Source organism: Sphingomonas sp. Leaf230 (assembly GCF_001421745.1).
Classification (GTDB): domain Bacteria; phylum Pseudomonadota; class Alphaproteobacteria; order Sphingomonadales; family Sphingomonadaceae; genus Sphingomonas.
On the sequence record NZ_LMKW01000003.1, the window covers coordinates 14952 to 40096 of the forward strand.

Sequence of the window (25145 nt, forward strand, 5' to 3'; positions counted from 1 at the left end):
CGCCGGTTCGCCACCGTCATGAAGATGAGCAAGCTGGTAGCGCGAGGACCGTCCGGACCGATCCGGCACCGCGAAACGCAAAGACCTGCAAGGATTGCCCGGTGCACAGCTTCGTAAGCGTGGTCTGAAGGTCGCCTTGTAGGCGGAGCGTTCAACGGGTTGATGGCGGCTCTTTGGACGGGGCCGTGATGTCAGACGAGACTATCGAACCAGCTGCAGATGTAGCGAGTAGTCATACGACCGGTCGTATGAGTGGTCGTATCGAGATTGTCGGTCGGGTATCCGGTCGACGCCGCTGGACGGTCGAGCAGAAGCTGGCGATCCTACGCGATGCGTTCGGGCCGGATGGGTCGGTCAGGGCGGCGGTCGAGCGTCACGAGGTCGGCAGCGGCGCGATCTACACCTGGCGGCGTCAAGCTATGTCGGGTGCACTGAGCGGAGTGCCGGCCCGGCCGCAGGCCGCATTTGCAGAAGTCCGGATCAGCGAGCCGCCCATGATGCTGTCGGCGCCGCCCGTCGAGGTGGCAGCGGACGCCCGGACCACGGGGCAAATCGGCATCGAGCTGCCTTCGGGTGTCCGACTGACCGTCGACGGCACGGTCGACGCCGAGGCGCTGTCGCGCGTGATCAGCGTGCTGGCGCGATGATCCCGCAGCCGACATCGGCGCGGATATTCCTGGCGTGCGGCGTCACCGACATGCGCAAGGGCTTCGATGGCCTTGCGGTTGCGGATTCCGATGATCGCGCGCAGCCATTCCGACATGATGGCGCGCAGCGTTCCGAGATGATCGCGATCAGTGGCGGTTACCCGGTCGACATGGATTTGGTGTCAGCTTCGTGAGGTAGGGTCAATCGCTGATGGATGCTTTGGTGCGCCGCAGGCTGTCACCTTCGAGTTCGACGCGGTGGGCATTGTGAAGGAGGCGGTCCAAGATCGCGTCGGCATAGGTGGAATCGCCGATGGCATGATGCCACGACGCGGTCGGAAGCTGGCTGGTCACGATAGTCGACTTGCGGCCGTACCGATCTTCCAGGATCTCGAGCAGATCATGCCTGGCCTGTGCATCCAGGGGCTGAAGGCCCCAGTCGTCCAGGATGAGCAGTTCGACGCTGGCGAGGCTCTTGAGCCTGTTGGCGATGCGGCCGTCGCCACGCGCGAGGGCAAGCTCGTCGAGCAGACGCGTGAAGCGCACGTAAAGGACCGAGCGGTTATCGCGGCAGGCCTTGTGGCCGATGGCGCAGGCGAGCCAGCTTTTGCCGATACCGGTCGGGCCGCAGATCGCCAGATTGTCGTGCGCGTCGATCCACTCGCCACTCAACAGCGTTTCGAACAGCCGGCGCTCGAGCCCGCGGGGGCTTCGGTAGTCGACATCCTCAGGTGCGGCCTGATGCCGCAATTTGGCGTATCGAAGGCGCGCACTCAGCCTCTTGTCGTGACGCCAGGTGGTTTCCCGGTCGAGCAGCAGGGCGAGCCACTCGGCATGGCTGAGCGTGGCGGCATCGCCATGCTTGTCGAGTTCGGTGAAGGCTTTGGCCATGCCCTGCAGGCCGAGCGCCTGCAGCTGGTCGAGGGTGGGATGTATCAGCATGAGCTATCTCCTCAGTGGTAGTATTTGGGGCCACGAATGTTGGGGTGGTCGACGCTCACCTCTCCGGCCGAGCGGGGGCGATGGAGCGGATCTGCGTCGAGCTTCTTCTCGAGGATGGATTTGACGGCGCCGTATTTCCGCGCGCCGATCTCGAGCGCGCGTAGCGACGCGGCGTCGACGCGGACGGCACCGTAAGCGCGTGCCAGCCGCACTATGCCGAGACAGGAGCGATAGCCCTGCTCGGGATGTGGCCGGTCGCTCAGAATCATCTCGCACAGCATCCTGACCGACGGGCCAAGCCGTCCGGCTTCATCGAGCAGGCGCTCGACCGTCCAGTCGCCGTAGCGGCGATGGCTCGAGGGCATATGGTCGTTGATGGTGGTGTGATGGCCGTTGCCGGACCCGCGCATGTGGGACGCGACACGCTCGCCCCTGAGGAATATCTCGACGGTGCGCGCGGTCAGCCGCACCTCGACCTGCGCCCGGGCATGGCGATAAGGCACCGAGTAGAAATGCTTCGCCGCTTCGACGTGATAGTCGATGCCGACTTTGCAGCGGCGCCACTCCGCCAGGACGTATGGCTCAGCCGGCAATGCCTTCAGCAAGGGGCGGTCGATTTCCTCGAACAGCTCACGCCGCGACCGGCCAAACCGGCGCATGACGCGGGCGTTCAACGCGGTCATCATCTCGGCCATGGCGGCGCGTAGATCGTCCAGGCCGTACCAGACCCGGTTACGAAGACGCCCAAACAGCCAGCGCTCGACGATGCCGACGCAGGCCTCGACCTTGGCTTTGTCTCGCGGGCGATATGGCCCTGCCGCGAGTACCGAGGTGCCATAGTGCGCCGCGAGCTCGGCGTAGGTGCGGTTCACCTGCGGGTCGTAAAGGCACGCCTTGATGACCGCGACCTTGGCATTGTCGGGCACCAGAAGACGCGCCGCACCGCCGAAGAAACCGAACGCCCGGACATGCGAGTCCGTCCAGTCCGGCAGGGTCTCGGTCCAGGTCGGCCACGCAAACGACAGGCTCGAGGCACCCATCACCGCCACAAACAGATGAGCCTCGCGGATCTCGCCGGTCATCCGGTCGACCACCACCGACACCGTATCGCCAGCATAGTCGACGAACATCCGGTCGCCGCCCAGATGCGTCTGCCGCATTGTCACCGGAAGCCGTCCCTCCCAGGAGCGATACAGTTCGCAGAACCGGGAATACCGGTAACCGTCGGGCTGAACCTCGATATATTCGTCCCACAGCACCTGGAGGGTGACGTGCTTGCGCTTCAGCTCCCGGTTCACGGCCGCCCAGTCCGGTTCGGGGCGATCGCGCTGCCCGCCTCTGGTCGCCGCCACACCGTAAAGCTCTGCTTCGAGCGCGGTGTCCGTCAGCCCGTCGGGCAACGGCCACTCCAGCTTCGATGCCCGGAAACGCTGAAGCATCACACGTACGCCCGTGCTGCCAACGCCAACCTGGCGCCCAACCTCCCGAGACGGCAGCTTGGCGTCGTACGTCAGTCTCAAAATCTCGCGCACCTTGCGCATTGCAATTCGCTCCGTCGGCATTGGCTGCTCCTCGAAAAGAAGCAGCCTGCGACGACCGGATCACACCACCAAAACATCCCGCATCTGATCGCCATCATGTCGGAACACTGATCGCGATGATGTCGGAATGCTGATCGCCATCATCTCGGAACGCTGATCGCGATTATCCCGGAATGCTGAGCGCGATGGTCCCGGAATCTGCATGCGGTATTGGTGCAGCAGGTGCTCCGGGAGAAACCACATTCCGGTGCGCTGTTCGCGTTCCGTGGCAAGCGGGGCGACCTGATCAAATTGCTGTGGTTCGACGGTCAGGGACTCTGCCTGTTTTCGAAGCGGATGGACCGGGGGCGTTTCGTCTGGCCGGTGACCGCGACAGGCACAGTGGCGCTGACATCGGCGCAGGTGTCGATGCTTCTGGAGGGCATCGACTGGCGCCGCCCAGAGCGGACATAGGCACCAACATTGGCCGGCTGAAACGTAGCTTTTCCGCCATTTCTGCTCGTGTGAGAGTGCGCGAACTGCTATGAAAATGAGGTGTCGCAAGCCTCTCTTGCCCCATCTAATGCCGAGGCGCGGATCGCCGTGCTGGAGGCCTCGCTCGCCCGAGCCAATGCAGCACTTGCCGCCCGCGACCTGCTCATCGAGACACTGCGTGGACAGATCGCTCGGCTGCGGCGGATGCAGTTTGGCGCATCCTCCGAGAAGTTGACGCGCGAGATCGCCCAGCTCGAACTCGCACTTGAGGAACTGGAAACCGAGAGCGCAGTCCCGGAGACCGGCGCGGTCTTGTCAGACACGCCCGTGCGGCCGGCACCAGTCCGTGCGTTGCCCGACCACCTGCCACGCGCGGAGGTCGTCCACGAACCCGCCTCCGGCGCCTGCACATGCCCGGACTGTGGCGGTGCGCTACGCCGTCTCGGGCAGGACGCCCATGAGATGCTCGACGTCCTGCCGGTGCACTGGCGCGTGGTGCGGAACGTCCGACCGAAATACAGCTGCCGGACGTGTGAGAAGATCGTCCAGGCAGCTGCCCCGGTGAAGGCAGTCGCACGCGGAAAGGCGACATTCGCAACGCTGGCCCATGTCGTCGTCTCGAAGTTCGAACATCACCTGCCGCTTTATCGGCAGTCCGAGATGATGGCGGCCCAATGCCTGGACATCGGCCGCTCGACGCTGGCGGGCTGGGTCGGTCATGCAGCCGCGCTGCTTGACCCCATCGTCAGTCGCATCCGCGAGGAAGTGCTGAAAGGCGACAAGATCCATGCCGACGACACGCCAGTCCCGGTGCTCGACCCAGGCCGCGGACGCACCGCGACCGGGCGACTATGGGTCTATGCGGTCGACAACCGCGCCTCGGGCAACACGACCCCGCCTGCGACATGGTATCGCTTCACGACCGACCGCACCGGTGCACATCCGCAAGCCCATCTCGCCGGATTTCGGGGCTTCCTCCAGGCCGACGCCTATGCAGGTTACGACGCGCTCTATCGAAGCGGCGTCACCGAAGTCGCGTGCTGGGCCCATTTCAGGCGCAAGGTGTTCGACCTGCACGAGCGGGTTGCTACGCCGCTGACCACCGACATTCTTGAACGCATCGGTGCCTTGTACGGCATAGAAGCCGAGGTCCGCGGCAGGCCGCCCGACGTGCGACTGGCGGCGCGGAAGAGCCAGACGAAGCCTCTGGTCGATGCGTTGCGCGAGACACTGGACGCAGCACTGCGCCGCCTGTCGCCAAAGTCCGACATGGCCAAGGCTATCGCCTATGCCACGAAGCGATGGCTCGCGCTGTGCCGCTTCCTCGATGACGGGCGCCTGGAGATCGATAACAACATCGCCGAACGCGCGTTGCGCGGCGTTGCCGTCGGACGACGAAACTGGCTGTTCGCTGGTTCGAAGACGGGCGGCGAGCGCGCCGCAGCGATTTACACCGTCATCCAGACCTGCAAGGCCAATGACGTCGACCCACAGGCCTACATCGCCGACGTCACTGGGAAGATCGCAGCTGATTGGCCAGCTGCGCGATGGGACGAGCTCATGCCCTGGAACTGGGCCCAACAGCCCGCGAAGCCGGTAGCACAAGCTGCATAGTCCGCGGCCTGCCGGCCGCGCTTACACAGCTTCAACCTGCGGTGCCGCTCGATCAGATCGGCCGTACGGTCGATCGTCTCAGGACTGACCAGGAAACCATGATCGAAAGTCCGAAGGATCGTCTTATCGAGCAGACGGAGGACACGCCGTATTGCTAAATTGGAACTGTGGGGCGGCTCTAAGGTGGGTCACGTTGAGCCTTTTTCCGGCACGCAAACGCTTTCAGCGTTACCCGGAGAGGCGCCCCTTCTAACACAACTGATCATTGCAGTTCGGTGGATGCCGCCATAGGACGGCACCATGTCGGCTTCCTCTCCCGTTCAGCTAATACGCCCCCATCGTTTCGGCGATACCCGCGGTTGGTTCACCGAAGTTTATTCGGTGCCCGCATTCGCGGCACTCGGCGTCACGTGTACCTTCGTGCAGGACAATCACTCGTTATCAGCGCCTGCGTTCACGCTACGCGGTTTACATTTCCAGACGCCGCCCCATGGGCAGGATAAGCTTGTACGGTGCGTCCGCGGCGCGATATTCGACGTTGCGGTCGACATCCGTAAGGGTTCGCCGACCTACGGCCAGTGGGTCGGTGCCGAACTCTCGGCGCAGAACGGGCATCAGCTGTTCATACCGATCGGCTTCGCGCATGGCTTCGTAACGCTCGAGGACAATTGCGAGGTCACGTACAAATGCTCGGACACGTACGCACCTGCCAACGATGGCGGGATCCGGTGGGATGACCCTGCAATTGGCATCGACTGGCCGATGCCCGTTGGCACCGTTCCCGAACTGTCGGCCAAGGATGCGGTTCAGCCACTGCTCGCCGACATCGACAGCCCCTTTCCCTATGACGGCCGCCCGCTGGCGTCGCTCGCCTAAAGGACAGACCCCATGCGTATCTTCGTTACCGGCGGAGCCGGTTTCATCGGCTCCGCCCTCGTCCGGCACCTGATCGAGCACACCGACCATGAGGTCCTCAATTTCGACAAGCTGACCTACGCCGGCACACTGTCGACGGTCGAGCGTGTCGCCAACTCGAACCGCTACCGGTTCGTCCAGGGCGATATTTGCGACACTGAAGCGGTCAAGGCCGCAATCGCCGAGTTCAAACCCGAGATTGTCACGCATCTTGCGGCCGAAAGCCATGTCGACCGATCGATCGACGGGCCCGGCGCTTTCGTCCAGACCAACGTCGTCGGCACCTTCACGATGCTGAGCGAAGCGCGCGCCTATTGGCTCGGACTCGATGACGCCGCCAAGACTGCGTTTCGCTTCCATCACATCTCGACTGACGAGGTCTATGGCTCGCTCGGCGATACCGGGCTGTTCACCGAAGAAACGCCTTACGATCCGCGTTCGCCTTACTCGGCATCGAAGGCAGGCTCGGATCATCTCGTCAGTGCCTGGGGGCATACCTTCGGCCTGCCGGTACTAATCACCAATTGCTCGAACAATTACGGGCCGTATCACTTCCCCGAAAAGCTCATTCCGCTGATGATCGTCAAGGCGCTCGCCGGTGCCGACCTGCCGGTCTACGGCAAGGGTGATCAGGTCCGCGACTGGCTGTTCGTCGAGGACCATGTCCGTGCGCTGCACGCGGTGTTCGAAAAGGGCGAGCCCGGCCGGACCTACAATGTCGGCGGGAACAACGAAAAGCAGAACCTCGAGGTCGTGAAGACCGTCTGTGCGATCCTCGACCGGTTGCGTCCCCGCGCCGACGGTCAGTCCTACGCGACGCAGATCACCTACGTTGCCGACCGTCCGGGGCACGACAAGCGCTATGCGATCGACGCGAGCCGCATCAAGAACGAGCTCGGCTGGGAGCCTGCTGAGACGTTCGAGACGGGTATCGAGAAGACTGTCGCCTGGTATCTCGACAACCAGGGCTGGTGGGAGGCCATCGTCGCCGAGCATAAGGCCGACCAGCGCCGCGGGCTTTCCGTATGAGCGACGTGAAGCGGATCCTCGTTACCGGTGGTAACGGCCAGCTCGGCACAGAGCTGAAGCGCTACGTCTGGCCAGACGGCTGGGCGGTCACCGCGATCGACATCGACGAGCTCGACCTGCGCGATACCGCCGCGATTGCGGCGGTGGTCGCTGAAGGTCATGACGGGCAGCCATGGGCCGCAGTTATTTCGGCCGGTGCCTATACCGCTGTCGACAAGGCCGAGAGCGACATCGTCACCGCCTGGGCCGTCAATACGATGGCGCCAGCGGCTTTTGCGGAAGGCTGCGCCAAGGCCGGCATCCCGATCGTCCAGGTCTCGACCGATTACGTTTTCGACGGCGCGCGTGATGGCGCGTGGGAGGTCACCGATCCGGTCGCCCCGCTCGGCGTGTATGGCGCATCGAAGCTCGGCGGTGAACTCGCGGTTCGCACGTCGGGTGCACGGTACGCGATTGTCCGCACCGCCTGGGTGGTGAGCGCACACGGCAACAACTTCATCAAAACGATGCTCCGCGTCGGTGCGACCAACCCTACTCTGCGGGTGGTCGACGACCAGCACGGCAGCCCGACGTCGGCCACCGACCTCGCAGCCGCGCTTGCAAAGATTACGATGCGGCTTGTCGAGGATGTCACCGCACCGACAGGCACCTATCACTTCAGCAACGCCGGCGCGGTCACTTGGGCGGGCTTCGCTCGCGAGATCTTCGCGCAGAGCGCTGCACGCGGCGGGGCCAGCGCCGAGGTGCAGGGTATCACTACCGCAGAGTACCCAACACCAGCGACACGGCCAGCCAACTCGCTGCTAAGCCACGACGCGATCATCTGTGACTACGGCATTCATCCGCCAGCGTGGCAGACCGCGCTCGGCAACATTCTCGATGAGCTGCTTGGGGCATCCAACAAGGAAACACGCGCGTGAAAGGCATTATCCTCGCAGGTGGCTCGGGCACGCGCCTCCATCCCGCCACGCTGGCCGTCAACAAGCAGCTGCTACCGGTCTACGACAAGCCAATGATCTACTATCCGCTGTCGGTACTCATGCTTGCCGGGATCCGCGACATCCTGATCATCTCGAGTCCGGAATTTATCGGCAATTATAAGAACCTCTTTAGTGACGGCTCGGCGCTTGGCCTGACCATCGCCTATGCCGAACAGCCCAAGCCTGAAGGTCTCGCTCAAGCCTTCACGATCGGTGCAGACTTTATCGGCGGTGACAATGTCGCGCTGGTGCTGGGAGACAACATCTTCTTCGGCGCCCACCTGACCGACCTGCTCGCGAGCGCGGTCGAGCGCAAGAGCGGTGCGACGGTGTTCTCCTACCGCGTCGAGGATCCCGAGCGCTACGGCGTGGTCGAGTTCGGCGAAGGCGGCAAGGCGATCAGTCTTGAGGAAAAACCCGAAAAGCCCAAGTCGCATCACGCGGTTACCGGCCTGTATTTCTACGACAATCGTGTCGTCCAGCTTGCCCGCGGCTTGAAGCCGTCTCCACGCGGCGAACTCGAGATCACCGATCTCAACCGCCTCTACATGGACGCCGGCGACCTGTTCGTCGAACAGATGGGCCGCGGGTACGCCTGGCTCGACACCGGCACGCATGACAGCCTGCTCGAAGCCAGCGAGTTCGTCCGCACGATCCAGCACCGGCAGGGCATCCAAGTCGCGTGCCTGGAGGAGATTTCTTATAATCAAGGGTTCATCACTCGTGACCAAGCACGTGGAGCTGGAGAGCGGTTCAAAAAAACAAATTACGGGCGCGCTATCCTCAATGCGCTGGACGGTGCCCAATAGTAACTATCAAAATAGTACGTTGCCACGTCAACGCGACTATATTCTCATTTCTTTACTTAATATAGCCTCATTGGCTATTGGATGAGTTTAGTAATTTCAATAAGTTTGCTGTTAATAAGCAAGATTTATATCTTGTCCATATTGAACACGACATCGGCCTTGATGTCATAAATTATTTATACGAAGGAATTTAAATTGAGCAGCAAGAAAGTAGCTCTTATCACCGGCGTCACAGGGCAGGACGGGTCCTACCTAGCTGAGTTCCTGCTTGAGAAGGGCTATGAGGTTCACGGTATCAAGCGCCGGGCCTCGCTGCTCAACACGCAGCGCATCGATCACATCTACCAGGATCCACACGCGCCGCAGCCCAACCTGAAGCTGCATTATGGCGATCTGTCGGATACCTCGAACCTGACGCGCATCCTGAGCGAGGTGAAGCCCGACGAGGTCTACAATCTCGGTGCGCAAAGCCATGTCGCGGTCAGCTTCGAAGCGCCCGAATATACCGCCGACGTAGACGGTCTCGGCACGCTCCGTCTGCTCGAGGCGATCCGCTTCCTCGGGATGGAAAAGACAACGCGCTTCTACCAGGCCTCGACGTCCGAGCTCTACGGCCTGGTCCAGGAGACCCCGCAGAAGGAGACCACGCCGTTCTATCCGCGCTCGCCTTATGCGGTTGCCAAGCTCTATGCGTACTGGATCACGGTCAACTACCGTGAGGCCTACGGCATGTATGCCTGCAATGGCGTGCTGTTCAACCATGAGAGCCCGCGTCGCGGCGAGACGTTCGTCACCCGCAAGATTACCCGTGGCCTCGCCAACATCGCGCAGGGCCTTGAGACGGGCCTGTTCATGGGCAATATCGACTCCTTGCGCGACTGGGGCCATGCCAAGGACTATGTCCGCATGCAGTGGATGATGCTGCAGCAGGAGCAGGCGGAAGATTTCGTCATTGCCACCGGCGTGCAGTACTCGGTGCGTGAGTTCATCACCTGGTCGGCTGCGCACCTCGGCATCACGCTGCGGTTCGAGGGCGAAGGCGTCGACGAAATCGGCATCGTCGACAAGGTCGAGGGCGACGATGCACCGGCGGTTAAGGCCGGCGACATCCTCGTTCGGATCGACCCGCGCTATTTCCGTCCGGCCGAGGTGGAGACGCTGCTCGGCGACCCGACCAGGGCGAAGGACCGGCTTGGCTGGGTCCCTGAGATCAGCGTGCAGGAGATGTGCCAGGAAATGGTCGCAGCCGACCTTCACACGGCCAAGCGTCATGCCCTTCTCAAGACCCATGGCTACGATCTTCCCGTTTCGGTCGAAGGCTGATGGAGCAACATCCCATGCGCATCTATGTCGCTGGCCATCGCGGGATGGTCGGTGGAGCAATCTCGCGCAAACTGCGCGAGCGCGGCGCCGAGGTGATCACGCGCACGCACGCCGAACTCGACCTGACAGACCAGGCGGCGGTGCGTGCTTTCTTTGCAAGCGAGAAGCCTGACGGCGTTGTGCTGGCGGCTGCCAAGGTGGGCGGCATTCACGCCAACAACACCTACCCCGCCGACTTCATCTACGAGAACCTCATGATTGAGGCGAACGTGATCCATCAGGCTTACGTCGCCGGCGTGCAGCGCCTGCTGTTCCTCGGCTCCTCGTGCATCTACCCGCGCGCCGTCGAACAACCGATGCGCGAAGACGCGCTGCTGACCGGGGTCCTCGAGCCGACCAACGAGCCGTATGCGGTCGCCAAGATCGCCGGCATCAAGCTGTGCGAGAGCTATAACCGACAGTATGGCACTGACTACCGTAGCGTGATGCCGACCAACCTCTATGGCCCGGGTGACAATTTTCACCCGGAAAACAGCCACGTGATGCCGGCGTTGATCCGCCGCTTCCATGAAGCGGCTGCAAGCGGCGCTGAAGAGGTGGTGATCTGGGGTACGGGCACGCCGTACCGCGAGTTTCTCCATGTCGACGACATGGCCGAGGCCTCGCTATTCGTGTTCGATCTCGACAAGAAAACATACGAGGCCAACACCGAGCCGATGCTTAGCCACATCAACGTGGGCTATGGCGAGGACGTGACCATCGCCGAGCTCGCACATCTGGTCGCAGACGTTACGGGCTTTACCGGGCGGGTCAGCTTCGACACCTCGAAGCCGGATGGCACAATGCGTAAGCTCATGGACTCAAGCCGACTAAATACCATGGGATGGAAACCCTCTGTTTCCTTAACCAATGGCGTTCGGGAGACCTACGCTTGGTTTATCGACAATGCTAAGTAACCTATTCAACTAGCATCATACACTTATGGGGTGCGGCAGACTGAAACCGCCCACCCCGTTACTCGATTCGTTCGGTTAAACACAGTTTGTTAGCCTGACATTCGCCCCGCCCGATGCGAACCAGCGCCATTACATTCATCGATGCGGTGGCGAACTCTGCACTGTCAGGCCGATAGACACGCCTTCGTTGCAATAGAGGATAGTGAGGGCGTGCACCGCTTCGACACGCCAGCCTATTCCGCAACGATTGACGCCTGACAGAGCAGATCGATCGTTCTAAATATAGGGTATGCGCTATCCCATAAAAGCATTTTTGCCGTTCACCGTTCTCGCAACGGTCACGGCTTGCAACCCCGTTCAGAAGCCCCCATCCGCAAAGCAGGCTTCTGACCAAGACCCGATCGTGCAGGATCTCGACAAATTCGAAGCTTCGGTTCGCATAGCCGCGGCAAATAAACGCATTAACGAACTTGAGCGAAAAGTTGGAGAACTAGAGGCTACGCCTGAAAAGCTAAATCTAGATCTGTTGAACCAACGGGTTACATTACTAGAGGTTAAAGATAACGAGGCACGAGCATTATTATCCGAAACATCATCACCAAATGATAAGAATGTTGGTTCTCGGCCTACTAGCAGCGCGACGCGGCCTGAATCTAGTGCACAGAAGGCGCCAACAAGATCATCATCATTTAAGTTGCCAGATTTGGAACACAGACCTCGCTTAGCAACGCCAGGAGAGACAAAGGCTTTTTCGTCGGGTAAGTAATATATTGCAACTATTTAGGCGTCTAATTGAGCAAACTCCCGCCAGGGCGTTACCGTCTTCGACGAGGGCGCCAACACACATAACTATTTCAGCCTTTGCTCCACCAATCCATAATAGTTGCGATACCAGTTCACGAAGCATGGCACCCCCTCAGCGATGCTGGTGCGTGGTTTATACCCCAAATCGCGCTGAATCGCGCCAATGTCCGCATAGGTGTCGCGCACGTCACCCGGCTGCATTGGCAGCATCCGGCGCTCAGCTCTGCGACCACACGCCTGCTCGATCAGCGCGATCATCTCGCCAAGATCCTCCGAGCGGCTATTGCCGATATTGTAGATTCGGTGCGGACTGACGCTGCCGCCCGCCTTGGTCGCGCCGTCGTCGATGGGCGGATTGTCGAGGCATGCGATGACGCCGGCTACGATGTCGTCGATATAGGTGAAGTCGCGCCGCATCCGGCCCTCGCCGAACACTTTGATCGGCCGGCCCTCGAAGATGGCCTTGGTAAACAGCCACATCGCCATGTCGGGCCGCCCCCAGGGGCCATAGACGGTAAAGAACCTAAGCCCGGACTGCGGCAAGCGGTAGAGATGCGCGTAGGTCTCGCTCATCAGCTCGTCCGCCTTCTTGGTGGCGGCGTAGAGCGACAGGGGCTGGTCAACACGGTCCTCGACACGGAACGGTAGAGTGTCGTTGCCACCATATACCGAGGAGGAAGACGCGTAGACGAGATGCTCGACCCGACGGTGGCGTCCGATCTCGATCATGTTGAGGTGACCGGCAAGATTGGCCTGAAGATAAGCGCGTGGGTTCTCGATCGAATAGCGGACGCCGGCCTGTGCGCCGAGATGGACAATGCGATCGAACTGCTCGCCGTCGAGTGCAATATCGAGCGCGACGTGATCAGAGAAATCGACCTGTTTGAAGGTGAAGCGTCCGTTCGAATTGGCGCCATCCTTGTCGAGCTCGGCCAGGCGCGCGTGCTTGAGCGTGACATCGTAATAGTCGTTGAGGCTGTCGATACCGAGCACCGTGTCGCCGCGGGCAAGCAGGTGTCGACTGACGTGGAAGCCGATGAACCCGGCCGCGCCGGTAACGAGAACGCGCATAAGGTGTCTCCCTGTATCGCCCGGGCCTTACGAAAGGACCGTGTTGCCCGGCAAGACGCATCGACAGCATCCCGAGCAAACGACCCCGTTTGATCAGCCTTTGCCTTGCCAAGGCGTGAGGGCAAGGCTCACACCTTGGGGTATATTGCCCCGATGAAAATTTCCCCGAGTCCGAGACGCGAAAAAACTCGTCTGCCGAAGAGCGACTATACAGTGCCGCTTCCGGATTTGTTGTTGACGCCGTCGGGCCCCGTTTGCCGACGCCCCACCCCGCCCCTTCTTGACAGGAAAGGCGGCTAACGGATAACCTTCGCACGCCAGGCGGTGATGTAGTCAATGTTCCCGCGGCATTCGCCCATGTCGGCTTGCTCGGAGAGGCGAAAGCGCGTGGCGTCCCAGACGAAGCTCTGGTGCGATCCGCAGTCACCCAGGCCGCGGCCCTTGGCATAGCTTGTGAGGACCCCGTCCTTGAACTCACCGTTGATGACGCTTTTCACAGAGGTGCCCGTGTCCGCACCAGTTGCTTCGAAGCCCGAACGGGCGTCGAGTTGGGCGGGGGTGATCCTGGTGCCGTCGACGATGAAGAGCGCGCCGATCAGATTGTAAGCACCTGTCGAGCAAGGAAGGATGACCAGCGACTTGCCACCGCCGAGGGCGTACGTTTCGGGAGTGGTGATCGACTCACCGGCGCCGTCAGGGAAGCTGCCGAGATCGCAGGTCGCGCGTTTGCGCATCGTTGCGACCTGGGCACCACTGAGCTTTGCGGGGGTGCCGGAGGGAGCGATCGCGGTGATGATCGGCAGCGGCGGTATGGGCGCGCTCGAAGGCGCGGGGCCCTTGGCGACGACCGCGTCAATGCTGCCGGCGCGACCTTGTTGCGCATCAATGTAGCGGAGCGCAGCGGCTGCGCCTTTCAGCGAAAGGGTGGCCAGCGTACCACCCTTCGCATCGAGGATTTTCAGCGATTGGGCATTAGCGATGGCTGCGGCGAGCGCGGCAGCGTCGTGCAGGGCTATACGCTTGCCGTCGACCGCAAAGCTGGCGGGCGGGCGCTTGGTGGCCTCAACGTCGTTGCTGGTTTCCAGCGCCAACGAAATTTTGCCACCACCAGCTGCCACGGGGCCGGGCTCGCGCGACAGGTTGAGTGTGATCATGTCTTCACCGCCCATCTCGGGCAGGAGCGAGCCAAGCGCACAGCGCAGCGCGTTGTCGCAGCCAACGGTCCAGTCGGTGAACGTCTTCAGCTCGCCTGGTTTTGGACGCGTATGGGAGTCGGCCATGGGTTTTGGCTGGGATACTGCTGTCGTGACAGCAACTGACTTAGCTTTTGGTGCCGTCTCGGCCTTGGGCTGAGGTGCGGGCTGGCTTGGCGAACAGGCTGCGAGCGGTAGCATGGCGAAGGGCGCGAAGGCGGAAAAGATCGGTTTGCACAGCATAGTTGCAGCCTAGCGGTCTGGCAGCGCGGGGAAAAGCGGCTAGGGAGAGGCAACAAATCAGGAGAGTGATGTGCAGACGATCGGCGTGATTGGTGCAGGGCAGATGGGCGCAGGGATCGCGCAGGTATCGGCGCAGGCGGGGTACCGCGTGTTGTTGGCGGACGTGTCGCTGGACGCTGCGAGTAAGGGCAAGGCGGGGATCGCCAAGGCGCTTGCCCGGTTGGTCGAGAAGGAAAAGATCGCGGGCGATGCTCGCGATGCGGCCCTTGCGCTGATCGAGCCGGTCGCGAGCGTCGCAGACATGGGCGACTGTGCGATCGTCGTCGAGGCGGCGACCGAGCGCGAGGGCGTCAAGCGCGCGATCTTCGCTGAGGTCGGTAAGGTACTCGGGCCGGACGCAATCCTGGCGTCGAACACGTCGTCGATCCCGATCACCCGGCTGGCGCAGGCGGCCCCCGATCCGGCGCGGTTCATGGGCGTGCATTTCTTCAACCCGGTCCCTGTGATGCGGCCGATCGAGCTGATCCGGGGTCTAGCGACGTCAGATGCCACGGTAGCGGCGGTCGAGGCGTTTGCGGAGAAGCTCGGCAAGCAGGTCGTGCATGCGAACGATGCGCCGGGATTTATCGTCAACCGGGTGCTGATGCCGATGATCAACGAGGCGTGCTTCGCGCTGGGCGAAGGCGTGGCAAGCGTGCGTGACATTGATCTGGCGTGCCAGCTCGGGCTGAACCATCCGATGGGGCCTCTGACGCTGGCAGACTTTATCGGGCTCGACACGTGTCTTGAGATCACGCGTGTGTTGTTCGAGGGAACGGGCGATCCCAAGTTCCGGCCGGCGCCGGTACTGGTGAAGTATGTCGAGGCCGGGTGGTTCGGGCGGAAGACAAAACGCGGCTTCTACGATTATTCGGGCACGGAACCTGTGCCGACCCGGTAATTATCGAAGCGGCCTTTCGTGAAGAGGATGAACTTTACCTGCCAAAGCGATGCATCCTGCCTGAGCTAATACGGCTTGCGGCTTCGCAAGCAACCCTATCCCTTTGGCGCCAAGTTTGCGACTCGGTGGCAACGACATTTCTTGCCAAACAAACAATAACTTTCTTGGGGAGCGGAAGAATTTTTAAACGGATAATAATAACAATATTCGCGTAACCACCATACTTATGATTCGGATCACATTTCGGCGCGCGTGACCGCATGGAAAGCACGAGCATTGTCGGTTCGTGTGCTGGCGCTTGCGGAGATCCCGAGTGATCTTTCGCGGCGTCAGGCTACGATTCGGTTAGCGCATCGGCGCGGTCCGGTGGCAGCTGCCTGCCAGCCAACGAGGCACGTCGGCGCCATAATAGCCGACGGTAATGGACGCTTGGTAAGATCAAGGCGCAACATCGCTGATCGTAAAGCCTACCCCGCAACGCGCGACATCACCATGCGAGGCTCCGAGCGCAGGTGGCGAATCATGGCATAGCGGCCGTGTTAGGCACGATAAGCCGTTCTTCGCCATACGGAATTAAATGCAAAGGAATGCTGTGCACGACCTGCAGGATTGCCACGACGTACTGAAGCAGCGCGAACCCGGCTCACCCCCCGACCCCAAGTAACCCGTCATCACCTTAGCAATGATAAACTCGTCGCTATGGTAGAGCACCGCGCGTTCGACGCCTACGGGCCGGCGTCCCTTACGCACAATGGAAAGCCACCACAATGTTTGCCGGTCCAAAACTGAATGCTCGACGTACCGATGAACGGGGAAGCTTTACCGATCGACGTGCCGCATGTGGTCGGGGAGACAGAATTCCCGACCTAATTTCATCACGCGAGAAGTGCTTGATTTCACGTCATCGCACGACCCGTCAGTCTGCGGGTTGCACAGCGATGGGTACAAAACGGCAAGCCGGTTCCGGTCGTTCGCCATCGATCGCCTGTGACGACGCAGGTTCTGGCACCGATCGCTCGATTGTCGAACCAGTGGGACACGAAGATGGGCGGCGTGCTGGCTGATGCGATCGGTACCAACGCAGTGGTGAAAGCCTTTGGTGGTGAGGCGCGGGAAGAAGCGTTGCTCGCGCGGACCCTCGGCAAGTGGCACCGGAGCACGCGCTGGACATGGATGGCGTTCACTTGGGCTGGGTCTAGCCACTCGCGCTGCTGTGGTTCATCCGTATCGCGGCCACGGCGGCGGCGCTGTGGCTATGGTCGTGCGGACAGGCAAGCGCGGGCGACATGGCCTATGTCATCACCAGCTATCTGGTGCTGATCGGCTCTCTCCGCGACATCGGGCAGTACGTTCATCAGCTCCAGCGGTCAGTGAACGAGATGGAGGAACTGGTCGCGCTCCGTGGCGAGCCGCTCGGCGTCGCCGATCGCGCCGACGCACGTCCGATCGCGATTGAGGCGGACGCGATCCGGTTCGAGGACGTGATATTCCGCTATGCCGGGCAGGACCGCCCGATCGACCAGCATCTGACCGTCGCAATTTCGGCCGGGCAGCGCGTCGGTCTGGTCGGGCCGTCGGGGTCGGGCAAGACCAGCTTCGTGAAACTGATCCAGCGGTTCTAGGACGTCGATGGTGGTCGCGTGACGATCGACGGACAGGACGTGGCGCTCGCGACGCAGGGTCGCCACGTCGGCAGGTAGCAATCGTCCGTAGGAGTCAGTGCTGTTCCACCGCACTCTGGCCGAGAAACTTAGATATGGGCGCCCGGGCGCGAGCCACGCTGAGATCGAGCAGGCGGCCCGGCTTGCCAGCGCCCATAATTTCATCGTGGCGCTGCCGAGGGGCTATTGCACACTGGTCGGCGAGCGGGGTGTGGATCTGTCGGGCGGTCAACGCCAGCGGGCACGCCCCCAGCCGCACGGATGGTCACACCGCAGAGCTCGATGACCAGCATGTCCGACGCACCGTGGTCGATCTCGGGCGGATCCGCATGAATGGCCACGGCCGCAAAACCGGTCGGCTGCGCAAGCTTGCGGCACAGGTTGCGCCGCCAATGGTAGATCGACGAGGGCGAGATATTGGCAGCGCGTGCGATGGCGGCAACCGATGCGCCAGGCGCAATTGCAGCCTCCACCAGGGCAAGCTTGCGCTCGTCGCTCCAATGGCGACGCCGCTCAACCCCGGACAGTACAGTGATCTGGGTCATCGCCACGTCTCTAGCCACGGTGAAAACCACGGTGCTGGGACTGTAGCTAACATCTCAGCTCAGACCGTCACCCGCCAGATGCCCCACCGGATGTAGACAGCTTATGTGGCGTGGACAGCTGAACGACCGTGCAATTACCAGAGCCCGTCGCTGGAAAGCCGCCGTGCCGCTTTCTTGCCAAAAGACCGAGGCGCGGTCCTACGCCTCAGAGGCTGCTACCGTATCTAGCCTGGGGCGAACTTGTAGACGGTGCCTCGGGAGATACCGAGTTGGCGAGCGATATGGGCGGGCTTTATACCATCGGCGATCAGCTTACGCACCGCGTCGGGATCTATACGCGGCTTGCCGCCTTTGTAGACGCCCCGCGCCTTAGCTGCCTCGATACCTTCAAGTTGCCGTTCGCGTCGGAGGTTCGTCTCGAACTCTGCAAATACGCCGAGCATATCGAGAAATGCTTTTCCCGCTGCCGTGCTTGTATCGATCGGTTGCTCCGTCGCCTTGAGCGCGATGCCCCTGCCCTTTAACTCGTGCACAATATCCTGCAGATCTTTCATTGACCGAGCGAGCCGGTCGATACGGGTCACCACCAAGGTGTCGCCTTCGCGAAGGAAGTCGAGCAAAACTTGCAGCTCGGTCCGTGCGCCGCGCTCGCTTCCTGATTTTTTCTCCGACCGGATGGTCTGGCAGCCGGCAGCGCGCAGCGCGGTTTCCTGTATTCCAAGATCCTGCTCCGAGGTCGATACGCGGGCGTAACCAAAATGCGTCATTGAGGCCTCACTTGTTCAGTCAGGCTCTAGACCAATTGCACGGAGTGTTCAATTTCTATGCAAACAACCCTTATTGAACGGAGAGTCTGTTCAGTGCAGTGTGTTCACTCACGGTATACCCAGAATGACATAGAGGGCGTGATAGTCAGGCCCCATGTCAGAGCTCGCATTGTGTCACATCGCTTAAAGTGGCATAGGGTACTTGGAAGCATTGAGGAGGAGCGCCGCGATGGCTACGCAGTCCATAGACGTTAAAGTTGCCAGTAACGGTCGGATGATTCTGCCAGCATCGGTTCGCAAGGCGATGGGGCTTCACGGAGATGGGAAGGTCATTTTGACGGTCGAGGACGATCAGGTCCGCCTGTCGCCGATCGGTCACGGGGTTTCTCGCGCTCAGGCGCTTTATCGAGAGCATGCCAAGCAGGCCCGAACAATCGACGACTTCCTATCTGATCGCAAGGCAGAGGCCGTCACCGAGGCAGGCGAGTCTTCGCATTCGGACCGGCACGGAGATCCGGCATGACATCTGTTGTAATGGACGCATCTGCGGTGCTGGCGCTGGTTCGGGATGAACCAGGCGCCGACAAGGTCACACCTCACGTCGGACGAGCAGCGATTTCCGCCGTCAACCTGCAGGAGGTTATCAAGGAACTCCTGCTTGGTGGCTTGGGCGCAGCCACCATCCGCGAGATCCTAGACGAGCTTCGTCTTGATGTACGTCCTCACGATTTGGAGGCAGCATATGCGGCCGCTGAGCTGCACACTCAAACGAAGGAGTTTGGGCGCGGCCTTGGTGATCGCTCCTGTCTAGCGCTTGCGATCCTACTTGGCGTTCCCGCCCTCACTGCAGATCGCGAGTGGAAGAAGGTAAAGGCCAAAGGGCTCAAGATGGAGCATATCCGCTAGCAGCCGTCGCCAAAACCGGTCAGCTAAGGATTCCCGTTTTCCCGTGTCGTTTAGCCAATTTCGAAAAAATCGATTTGGGAACAGATTTCAAGAAAACGGCACCCAACACCAGTGCTTCTGAGGGCTTTGAGCTGGGGAATCCCCACTCGTCCTTCGTTTACGGGAAATGGAATCGCCTCACTGTCAGTTTACCGTCATCGGTTGCAGGAGCTTCGGAGCGGCGCTGCCAGCGGGAGGATCGAGTACGAAGCGGGGATAGGAAAGGATCAGGCCCGTGTTCGGAAGCGTGACGCTTCGCACGCCGCCTGATTGCTGAGTGCGTGCGGCGCCACCGACCCCCGCCAGTACCCCAAAGCGGTAATCTCGCACCACGTTGGCGAAGAGCACAGCGGACGAATAGGTGAGCGGACCGATTTCCACCGTCAGCTTGCCCCTGAAGCGAAGCGGTTCGTCCGCCATTGGCTGGGTTGCGGTTTCGATCGCGCCTGCGATCACCGCCCCGCTCCCCTCACGCTTCAGATAGCTAGAACCCTGTTTGTAGGGTCGCGTCGCTACATACCGCAGGATGCCGTCCTTCCACATGTCGTCGTTGCCCCCGCCATTGGCGCTGACGTCGATCACTAGGCGATCAACCGAGGCGGCCTTGATCCGCGCGAAGCAATCGTGGGTGAACTCAAGGTAGCGCGCCTTGTCCTCCCACACGAACGATGCGACCGTAAGACGCGCCGATTTATCCGTATCTATGCGGCACGCGAACAGGCGATCGAAGCTGGCATCCCGCTGGAGGATTGCTGGCAGCGTGTGTTCGGCCCCGACCGTGAGCCGCTTGCCTGAGCCGCTAAGCACCAGATCGTAGTCTACGGGTGTTCCATATAGCTTGGCATGAAACAGCCACCAGCGTTGTGCCAGCAGGGCTCTGCGAAAGGCGGGCGTGTCGCCATGGGTCCTTACGAGCAGAGAATGGGCGACGTCGCGCGCATCATGCCCGTCGATCCGCAGGATGCGGCGACCCGCGAGCGGCGTCGATCCTCCCCCGAGCATCGAGACGATGACCGGATGATCCTTGGCATCAATCGCCACCTCAAATGGGAAGAAGCCCGTACCTTGCCGAACCGCTTCCGCGCCCTTGCCCCGCCAGTCGGGGAGGCCGATGAACAGATGACCGTCAGCGAGGACGGGATTGAGCTGAGCCAGTTTCGTCCAGGCTTCCGCCTGATCCATCGGATGATCCAGCTGCGCTCGTACCCTGTCGGCCTCGCGCTCAAGCGCCGCCTTCGTGACCGAATGGGCAAGGTCGGGGTGCTGATGTTCGATCGTATCGAGTGCAAGGCGGAGGTCGGCTTGTAATGCCCCCGGAGCGATCGTCTGCGCCGGGGCTGTGCCGGATGAGGCAAGAGCCATCAATGCGGCCGATAGGAGCGTTTCCATATGCGATGCCACCGTCGTTCCAATTCAAAAACCGCCGCCAGAGCCTCTTCCCTGGATCGTTATGTTGAAATATATGTGGCATATTTCAACACGAGTCTATGCCAATGTATGAAAGTGATGACCCGCGGGTAATCCGCGATCCGGCGCAGGTGCGGCTCCTCAGCTCCGGTGTGCGACAGGAGATGGTTGATACGCTTGCCGCGCTCGGTGGCGAGGCCGGTGTCGCGAGCTTGGCGGATCAGCTCGGGCGACCGGCCGATGGTCTCTATTATCATCTGCGGACGCTCGTGGCGGGCGGACTGGTCGAGGAGCTGCCGAGCGACGGTATGGAGCGTCGATTCCGGCTCGCGGGCGGTGGTCACGGCCCGCTGCGACTTTCCTATGACCTTGGTCCGAACGGAAATGCTGTGGAGCTGCGCGCTTTCGCCCATGGATTATTGCAGATTGCCGATCGGGACTTCCAGGCTGCTCTTGAGCAGAGTGATACTGTGGTTGCCGGTCCGGCACGAACGCTTTGGGCTTCTCGCAACAAGGGATGGCTCGCAGCCGCAGATGTTGCGGAGGTTAACGCCCTTCTCGCCCGCCTTGGTGAACTGACCAGCCAACCAAAGGCTGATGGGCGGGCGCAATTGGTAAGTCTCGTCTTCGTGCTTGCGCCAACCGAGGCGCGATCCAAAAGGCGCGCGCCGCGAACGGTGTAGGATTTCGATCGACGGTGAGCAGCGATCAGTAGCCTTGAAGCATCCGGCCGGCTCGTCTTCTTTCTCAGTTGCGGTGCGATCATGGGATTTGGAAAGGCATACGCATTCCCGTTTTATGATCGATACCGAGAACGCCGACGCATTCTCGCCCGCCGTTCCTAATTGGGAACCCTTTCAGGAACTTGCTATGATGTGGCTAGCAATGATTTAGCGCCTTCACTGCCGTCTCCGTGACAGCAAGGAGCCTTACCTCGTCCCATCCTTCCCGCGCAGCGGCCGACAGGCCGAGCATGGTCGTGGCAACGTAATCCGCGATACGCTCAGACGCTTCGCTGTCAGACGCTTCAAGAAACACTCGCACTCGTTCGCGATTTTCGGTTGCGATATGTGCAGCCGCGATGCCCCAATCTGTTGTCCCGGCCTTGGCATGTTCGAGGATGAGGCAACCACGCCGCTGCGGATGGGCGGCATAAGCATGCGCCGCAGCGCGTAGCATATCGCAGAGCGCTTTCGTGGGGGCGATACCTGGAACCAGAAAGCGATCCAGCGGCACGACAGTGGCCGAATAGAGCCGCAACGTATCCTTGAAGAAGGCGGTCTTGCTGCCGAACGCCGCGTAGAAGCTGGGTGGGGTAATCCCGATCGCCTCGGTCAGCGCGGCGACGCTGACGTTTTCGTAGCCGTGCTCGTGGAAGAGATGCTGCCCGACCTCGACCGCAGTGTCGAGCGCGAACCCACGCGGCCGTCCCCGCTGCCGCTTATTTTCGATAACACTCATTACAGAATCCATTTGCATCGTTGGATCATATTTGTATAGCGACCGTTAAGTGAAATAGCCATGCCCCGGATCGCCACGGCCCGTAGGCAGGCATCGAACCGACGAACAAGGACAATCATGCCGCCTTCCCCCTCGCCAGGCCTCGCCGAAACCGGGTCGGTGCCGCGTACCGCTCTCCCTAGCGCAGCACTGTCAGGCCTCGCCGCCAGTGGCTTCCTGTGCATCGTTACCGAAACGCTTCCTGCCGGCTTGCTGCCGCAAATCGCCTCTGGCCTGCGGATCTCTGAAGCAATCGCGGGACAACTTGTTGCGGTCTATGCCCTGGGGTCCTTGCTGGCGGCGATTCCGCTTACCAGTCTAACCCAGGGCCTTCCCCGCCGGCCGGTACTACTCGGTACCATCATCTGCTTCGTTGTCGGCAACACGCTGACGGCATGGGCGGGGTCGATCAGCCTCGTGCTGGTCGCGCGGTTTGTCGCTGGGTGCGCGGCGGGGCTCGCCTGGGGGATTCTCGCGGGTTACGCGCGCAGCATCGTGCGTCCAGAACAGACCGGGCCGGCGATGGCGCTCGCCATGGTTGGCGTGCCGCTGGCGCTCTCGTTGGGGGTGCCTTTGGGGACCTTCCTGGGTGGTCTGGTCGGGTGGCGCGGATCGTTTTTGATCCTCTCCGCGCTCAGCGTCGTGCTGATCGGCTGGATCATCGCGAAGGTGCCCGATGCGCCCGGCCGGACGGGCGACGATCGTCCGTCGCTCCGCCGTGTCATCGCCACGCCGGGCGTCGTGCCGATCCTGCTCGTCATCCTCACCTGGATGACGGCGCACAACATCCTGTACACCTACATCGCGCCGTTCGCGACTGCTGCGGCCGTGCGGGTCGATCTCGTGCTCCTGGCATTCGGTGTCAGTTCGCTCGCCGGCATCTGGACCGTTGGGCGGCTGGTGGATCGGATGCTGCGTATGCTGGTACTGCTTGCAATCGGATCGTTCGCGGCGGTCGCGGTGCTCCTGACGATTGCCGGCGAACAGGGCATTGCCGTCTATGCGGCTGCCGTCATCTGGGGCTTCGGCTTTGGCGGTGCCGGGGCGATGATGCAGACGGCGTCGGCAGACGCGGCTGGTGATGGCGTCGATCTGGCACAGGCGATGGTGACCACGGCATGGAACCTGGCGATTGCGGCCGGCGGTGCGCTCGGCGGTGCGCTGCTCACGACCGGCGGGACCTCGCTGCTGCCGCCTGCTGTCGCCGCGCTAGCTCTGATCGCCTTTCTCATCGCTCTGGCCGCACGTCGTTTCGCCTTTCCACCCGGTCACCGCGCGCCGTCGCGCCGCTGACCCGCCCCTTTTCTTCGAAAACGAGGTTCAGACATGAAGCCCTACAGCATCTCCTTTGCGCTTGCCGCACTCGCTATGACAGTAGCGCCGATCCAAGCCGCGCCGCGTGCGGTTCTGCCCGTCGCGCAGGAGGAATTCCCGATTCCTCATGGGTTCAGCGGCGGTTACGAAACCATCGACGGCGTGAAACTCCATTACGTGCGCGGCGGTCGAGGCCCGCTCGTGCTGCTCGTCCACGGTTTCGGGCAGACATGGTATGAGTGGAACCGCCTCATGCCGGACCTTGCCGGGCGCTATACGGTGGTGGCGGTCGAGCTTCCGGGTCTTGGCCTGTCGGAAGCGCCCCGCACGTCCTACACCGGCGTCGATATTTCCAACTATCTGTACAAGTTCGCCAAGCGTTTCAGCCCGGACAAACCCTTCTATCTGGTCGCGCACGATATCGGTATCTGGAACAGCTATCCGATGGTTGCGCGCCACCCCGCCGACGTCGTCAAGGCCGCTTTCATAGAAGCGACCGTACCCGACGACACGCTCTATTCGCTACCCGCGTTCGTCTCGACCGGCGAGGCAGCGGGTTGGCATCATAGCTTTTTCGCAGCCGACGATCAGCTGGCGGACGCGATGGTGAAAGGCAATGAGCGGCTGTTCCTGACGCACTTCATTCGCCATCATGCAAGCAACCAGGCGGTGTTCACCGATGCGTTGATCGATCGCTACGTTCGCTCCTATGCAAAGCAGCAGACGTTCCATCACGCCTTCGAATATTACCGCGCGTTACCCCGATCGATCGTGCAAAATCAGGCATTGGCGGCGAGCAAGCTGACCATGCCGGTTCTTGCCGTTGGCGGGGGTGGCAATGGCGGCTTCGGCGCAAAGCAGCCGGAGAATATCCGACGCTACGCCACCAACGTGGAAGCGCACGTGCTGCCCGGATGCGGCCACTGGGTTCCCGAGGAATGCGCGTCGGCGCTGAACCCGCTGATTACCTCTTTCCTGGCACGACCATGACAAAGGATGCCATCAAGCCAGGCAAGGTACGCGGGATCGATCATATTGGGATTACGGTGCCCGACGTGGAAGCGGCGACCCGGTTCCTGAGTGAGGCATTCGACGCGACCATCGTCTACGATACGGTAGCCGATGGTCTACCGCGCCGGTCACCCGAGGATCTCGCCCCGACGGTCGCGCTGAACGAAGCTTAACGCGTCATTGCGACCCGCATCGTTCGCCTTGGCGACGGCGCCAACATCGAACTCTTCGAGATCGAGGGTACCGTGCCCGGCGTCCACGGGATCGGTGCGCTCGGGCTCCAGCACTTCGCCGTCTACTGTGACGACATTGCAGAGGTGCTTCGCCGAGTATTGGCGGCGGGAGGTGCGCAGCTTCGCGGGCCGAACCCATTGTTTGGGGCGGAAGAAGGGCCCGGCAATGCAATGCATTACGTCCGGGCACCATGGGGTACATTGATCGAGTTGATTTCCACTCCGGCCGGCACTGCACCAGGACGCGAGATGAACCGCTGGCAGCCTACACGGAGCTAATA

26 protein-coding genes and 2 pseudogenes are annotated in these 25145 nt (G+C 61.5%); 20 read left to right on the forward strand and 8 right to left on the reverse strand.

The features are described 5' to 3' along the window. Positions 1–248 precede the first annotated feature (248 nt). Both tnpA and ASE82_RS18750 read left to right on the forward strand, forming a co-directional pair. Positions 249–647, forward strand: coding sequence for an IS66-like element accessory protein TnpA (gene tnpA, locus ASE82_RS05125; protein WP_056059822.1), 399 nt, complete (start codon positions 249–251; stop codon positions 645–647). Then, positions 644–727: pseudogene (locus ASE82_RS18750) on the forward strand (IS66 family insertion sequence element accessory protein TnpB); the annotation flags it as partial. The gene tnpA and the pseudogene ASE82_RS18750, both read left to right, overlap by 4 nt. A 121-nt stretch (positions 728–848) precedes the next feature. Here the strand turns inward: ASE82_RS18750 and istB are convergent. Together istB and istA are read right to left on the reverse strand one after the other, a co-directional pair. Further along, positions 849–1589, reverse strand: coding sequence for an IS21-like element helper ATPase IstB (istB, locus tag ASE82_RS05135; RefSeq protein ID WP_056059825.1), 741 nt, complete (start codon positions 1587–1589; stop codon positions 849–851). Positions 1590–1600: 11 nt separating this feature from the next. Beyond that, positions 1601–3130, reverse strand: a complete 1530-nt coding sequence (gene istA / locus ASE82_RS05140) for an IS21 family transposase (protein ID WP_082441260.1) — start codon at positions 3128–3130, stop codon at positions 1601–1603. A gap of 195 nt (positions 3131–3325) precedes the next feature. Between istA and tnpB the strand changes: the two are divergent. From tnpB to ASE82_RS19260, 9 genes and pseudogenes are all read left to right on the forward strand, one after another. Beyond that, positions 3326–3583 (forward strand): annotated as a pseudogene (gene tnpB / locus ASE82_RS05145) (IS66 family insertion sequence element accessory protein TnpB); the annotation flags it as partial. 81 nt (positions 3584–3664) lie between these two features. Beyond that, positions 3665–5218 carry an IS66 family transposase gene (gene tnpC, locus ASE82_RS05150; protein ID WP_056059829.1) on the forward strand — a complete coding sequence of 518 codons (1554 nt, stop codon included), beginning with the start codon at positions 3665–3667 and terminating at the stop codon, positions 5216–5218. Between the two features lie 300 nt (positions 5219–5518). After that, on the forward strand, positions 5519–6094 hold the full coding sequence (rfbC, locus tag ASE82_RS05155) for a dTDP-4-dehydrorhamnose 3,5-epimerase (RefSeq protein WP_056059831.1): 576 nt from the start codon (positions 5519–5521) through the stop codon (positions 6092–6094). A 12-nt stretch (positions 6095–6106) separates the two neighbouring features. Next, a complete protein-coding gene (gene rfbB / locus ASE82_RS05160; protein ID WP_056059833.1) occupies positions 6107–7162 on the forward strand; it encodes a dTDP-glucose 4,6-dehydratase in 1056 nt (351 codons plus the stop codon). After that, positions 7159–8082: a dTDP-4-dehydrorhamnose reductase gene (gene rfbD / locus ASE82_RS05165; protein ID WP_200910675.1), complete on the forward strand. Its 924-nt coding sequence runs from the start codon at positions 7159–7161 to the stop codon at positions 8080–8082. The genes rfbB and rfbD overlap by 4 nt, the downstream gene beginning before the upstream one ends. Next, the gene (gene rfbA / locus ASE82_RS05170) at positions 8079–8951 is read left to right on the forward strand and encodes a glucose-1-phosphate thymidylyltransferase RfbA (RefSeq protein WP_056059836.1); all 873 of its coding nucleotides are present in this window, start codon (positions 8079–8081) and stop codon (positions 8949–8951) included. Before rfbD ends, rfbA begins: the two co-directional genes overlap by 4 nt. Positions 8952–9146: 195 nt before the next feature. Next, positions 9147–10274 carry a GDP-mannose 4,6-dehydratase gene (gene gmd, locus ASE82_RS05175; RefSeq protein WP_056059838.1) on the forward strand — a complete coding sequence of 376 codons (1128 nt, stop codon included), beginning with the start codon at positions 9147–9149 and terminating at the stop codon, positions 10272–10274. A 14-nt stretch (positions 10275–10288) separates the two neighbouring features. Continuing rightward, entirely contained in the window at positions 10289–11230 is a 942-nt protein-coding gene (gene fcl, locus ASE82_RS05180; protein ID WP_056059898.1) for a GDP-L-fucose synthase, read from the forward strand. 289 nt (positions 11231–11519) lie between these two features. Continuing rightward, positions 11520–11996 (forward strand): hypothetical protein, encoded by a 477-nt coding sequence (locus ASE82_RS19260; protein ID WP_156348774.1) that lies wholly within the window; start codon positions 11520–11522, stop codon positions 11994–11996. Positions 11997–12079: 83 nt separating this feature from the next. Here the strand turns inward: ASE82_RS19260 and ASE82_RS05185 are convergent, their stop codons facing one another. Together ASE82_RS05185 and ASE82_RS05190 are read right to left on the reverse strand one after the other, a co-directional pair. Then, on the reverse strand, positions 12080–13105 hold the full coding sequence (locus ASE82_RS05185) for a GDP-mannose 4,6-dehydratase (RefSeq protein ID WP_056059842.1): 1026 nt from the start codon (positions 13103–13105) through the stop codon (positions 12080–12082). Positions 13106–13401: 296 nt separating this feature from the next. Next, the gene (locus tag ASE82_RS05190) at positions 13402–14385 is read right to left on the reverse strand and encodes a DUF1176 domain-containing protein (RefSeq protein WP_056059844.1); all 984 of its coding nucleotides are present in this window, start codon (positions 14383–14385) and stop codon (positions 13402–13404) included. Positions 14386–14611: 226 nt separating this feature from the next. Here ASE82_RS05190 and ASE82_RS05195 point away from each other — a divergent pair, with 226 nt between their 5' ends. Continuing rightward, positions 14612–15481, forward strand: a complete 870-nt coding sequence (locus tag ASE82_RS05195) for a 3-hydroxyacyl-CoA dehydrogenase NAD-binding domain-containing protein (RefSeq protein WP_056059847.1) — start codon at positions 14612–14614, stop codon at positions 15479–15481. Positions 15482–16767: 1286 nt separating this feature from the next. Beyond that, a complete protein-coding gene (locus tag ASE82_RS19805) occupies positions 16768–17103 on the forward strand; it encodes an ATP-binding cassette domain-containing protein (RefSeq protein ID WP_056059849.1) in 336 nt (111 codons plus the stop codon). A 200-nt stretch (positions 17104–17303) separates the two neighbouring features. Here ASE82_RS19805 and ASE82_RS05205 read toward each other — a convergent pair whose 3' ends face one another. After that, a complete protein-coding gene (locus ASE82_RS05205) occupies positions 17304–17687 on the reverse strand; it encodes a transposase (protein WP_156348775.1) in 384 nt (127 codons plus the stop codon). Positions 17688–17911: 224 nt separating this feature from the next. Next, positions 17912–18454, reverse strand: coding sequence for a recombinase family protein (locus ASE82_RS05210; protein WP_056059854.1), 543 nt, complete (start codon positions 18452–18454; stop codon positions 17912–17914). Positions 18455–18683: 229 nt separating this feature from the next. Between ASE82_RS05210 and ASE82_RS05215 the strand changes: the two genes are divergently transcribed. Then, entirely contained in the window at positions 18684–18977 is a 294-nt protein-coding gene (locus ASE82_RS05215) for an AbrB/MazE/SpoVT family DNA-binding domain-containing protein (RefSeq protein WP_056059857.1), read from the forward strand. Continuing rightward, complete coding sequence (locus tag ASE82_RS05220) at positions 18974–19360, forward strand: type II toxin-antitoxin system VapC family toxin (RefSeq protein ID WP_056059860.1); 387 nt, start codon at positions 18974–18976, stop codon at positions 19358–19360. The genes ASE82_RS05215 and ASE82_RS05220 overlap by 4 nt, the downstream gene beginning before the upstream one ends. 183 nt (positions 19361–19543) lie before the next feature. Here ASE82_RS05220 and ASE82_RS05225 read toward each other — a convergent pair whose 3' ends face one another. Next, on the reverse strand, positions 19544–20800 hold the full coding sequence (locus tag ASE82_RS05225; protein WP_162236693.1) for a S41 family peptidase: 1257 nt from the start codon (positions 20798–20800) through the stop codon (positions 19544–19546). 92 nt (positions 20801–20892) lie between these two features. Here ASE82_RS05225 and ASE82_RS18760 point away from each other — a divergent pair, with 92 nt between their 5' ends. Continuing rightward, on the forward strand, positions 20893–21489 hold the full coding sequence (locus ASE82_RS18760; protein ID WP_082441268.1) for a winged helix-turn-helix domain-containing protein: 597 nt from the start codon (positions 20893–20895) through the stop codon (positions 21487–21489). A gap of 196 nt (positions 21490–21685) precedes the next feature. On the opposite strand, the gene ASE82_RS05235 is transcribed toward ASE82_RS18760, so the two are convergent. Then, positions 21686–22267, reverse strand: coding sequence for a TetR/AcrR family transcriptional regulator (locus ASE82_RS05235; RefSeq protein WP_056059870.1), 582 nt, complete (start codon positions 22265–22267; stop codon positions 21686–21688). Between the two features lie 117 nt (positions 22268–22384). Here ASE82_RS05235 and ASE82_RS05240 point away from each other — a divergent pair, with 117 nt between their 5' ends. The 4 genes from ASE82_RS05240 to ASE82_RS20345 are packed head-to-tail and all read left to right on the forward strand — an operon-like array spanning position 22385 to position 25143. Next, a complete protein-coding gene (locus ASE82_RS05240) occupies positions 22385–23599 on the forward strand; it encodes an MFS transporter (protein ID WP_056059872.1) in 1215 nt (404 codons plus the stop codon). 33 nt (positions 23600–23632) lie between these two features. Continuing rightward, the gene (locus ASE82_RS05245) at positions 23633–24610 is read left to right on the forward strand and encodes an alpha/beta fold hydrolase (protein ID WP_200910676.1); all 978 of its coding nucleotides are present in this window, start codon (positions 23633–23635) and stop codon (positions 24608–24610) included. Beyond that, complete coding sequence (locus ASE82_RS05250) at positions 24607–24804, forward strand: VOC family protein (RefSeq protein WP_056059875.1); 198 nt, start codon at positions 24607–24609, stop codon at positions 24802–24804. The genes ASE82_RS05245 and ASE82_RS05250 overlap by 4 nt, the downstream gene beginning before the upstream one ends. 18 nt (positions 24805–24822) lie before the next feature. Further along, a complete protein-coding gene (locus ASE82_RS20345; protein WP_443025071.1) occupies positions 24823–25143 on the forward strand; it encodes a VOC family protein in 321 nt (106 codons plus the stop codon). The last annotated feature ends 2 nt before the right edge of the window (positions 25144–25145 follow it).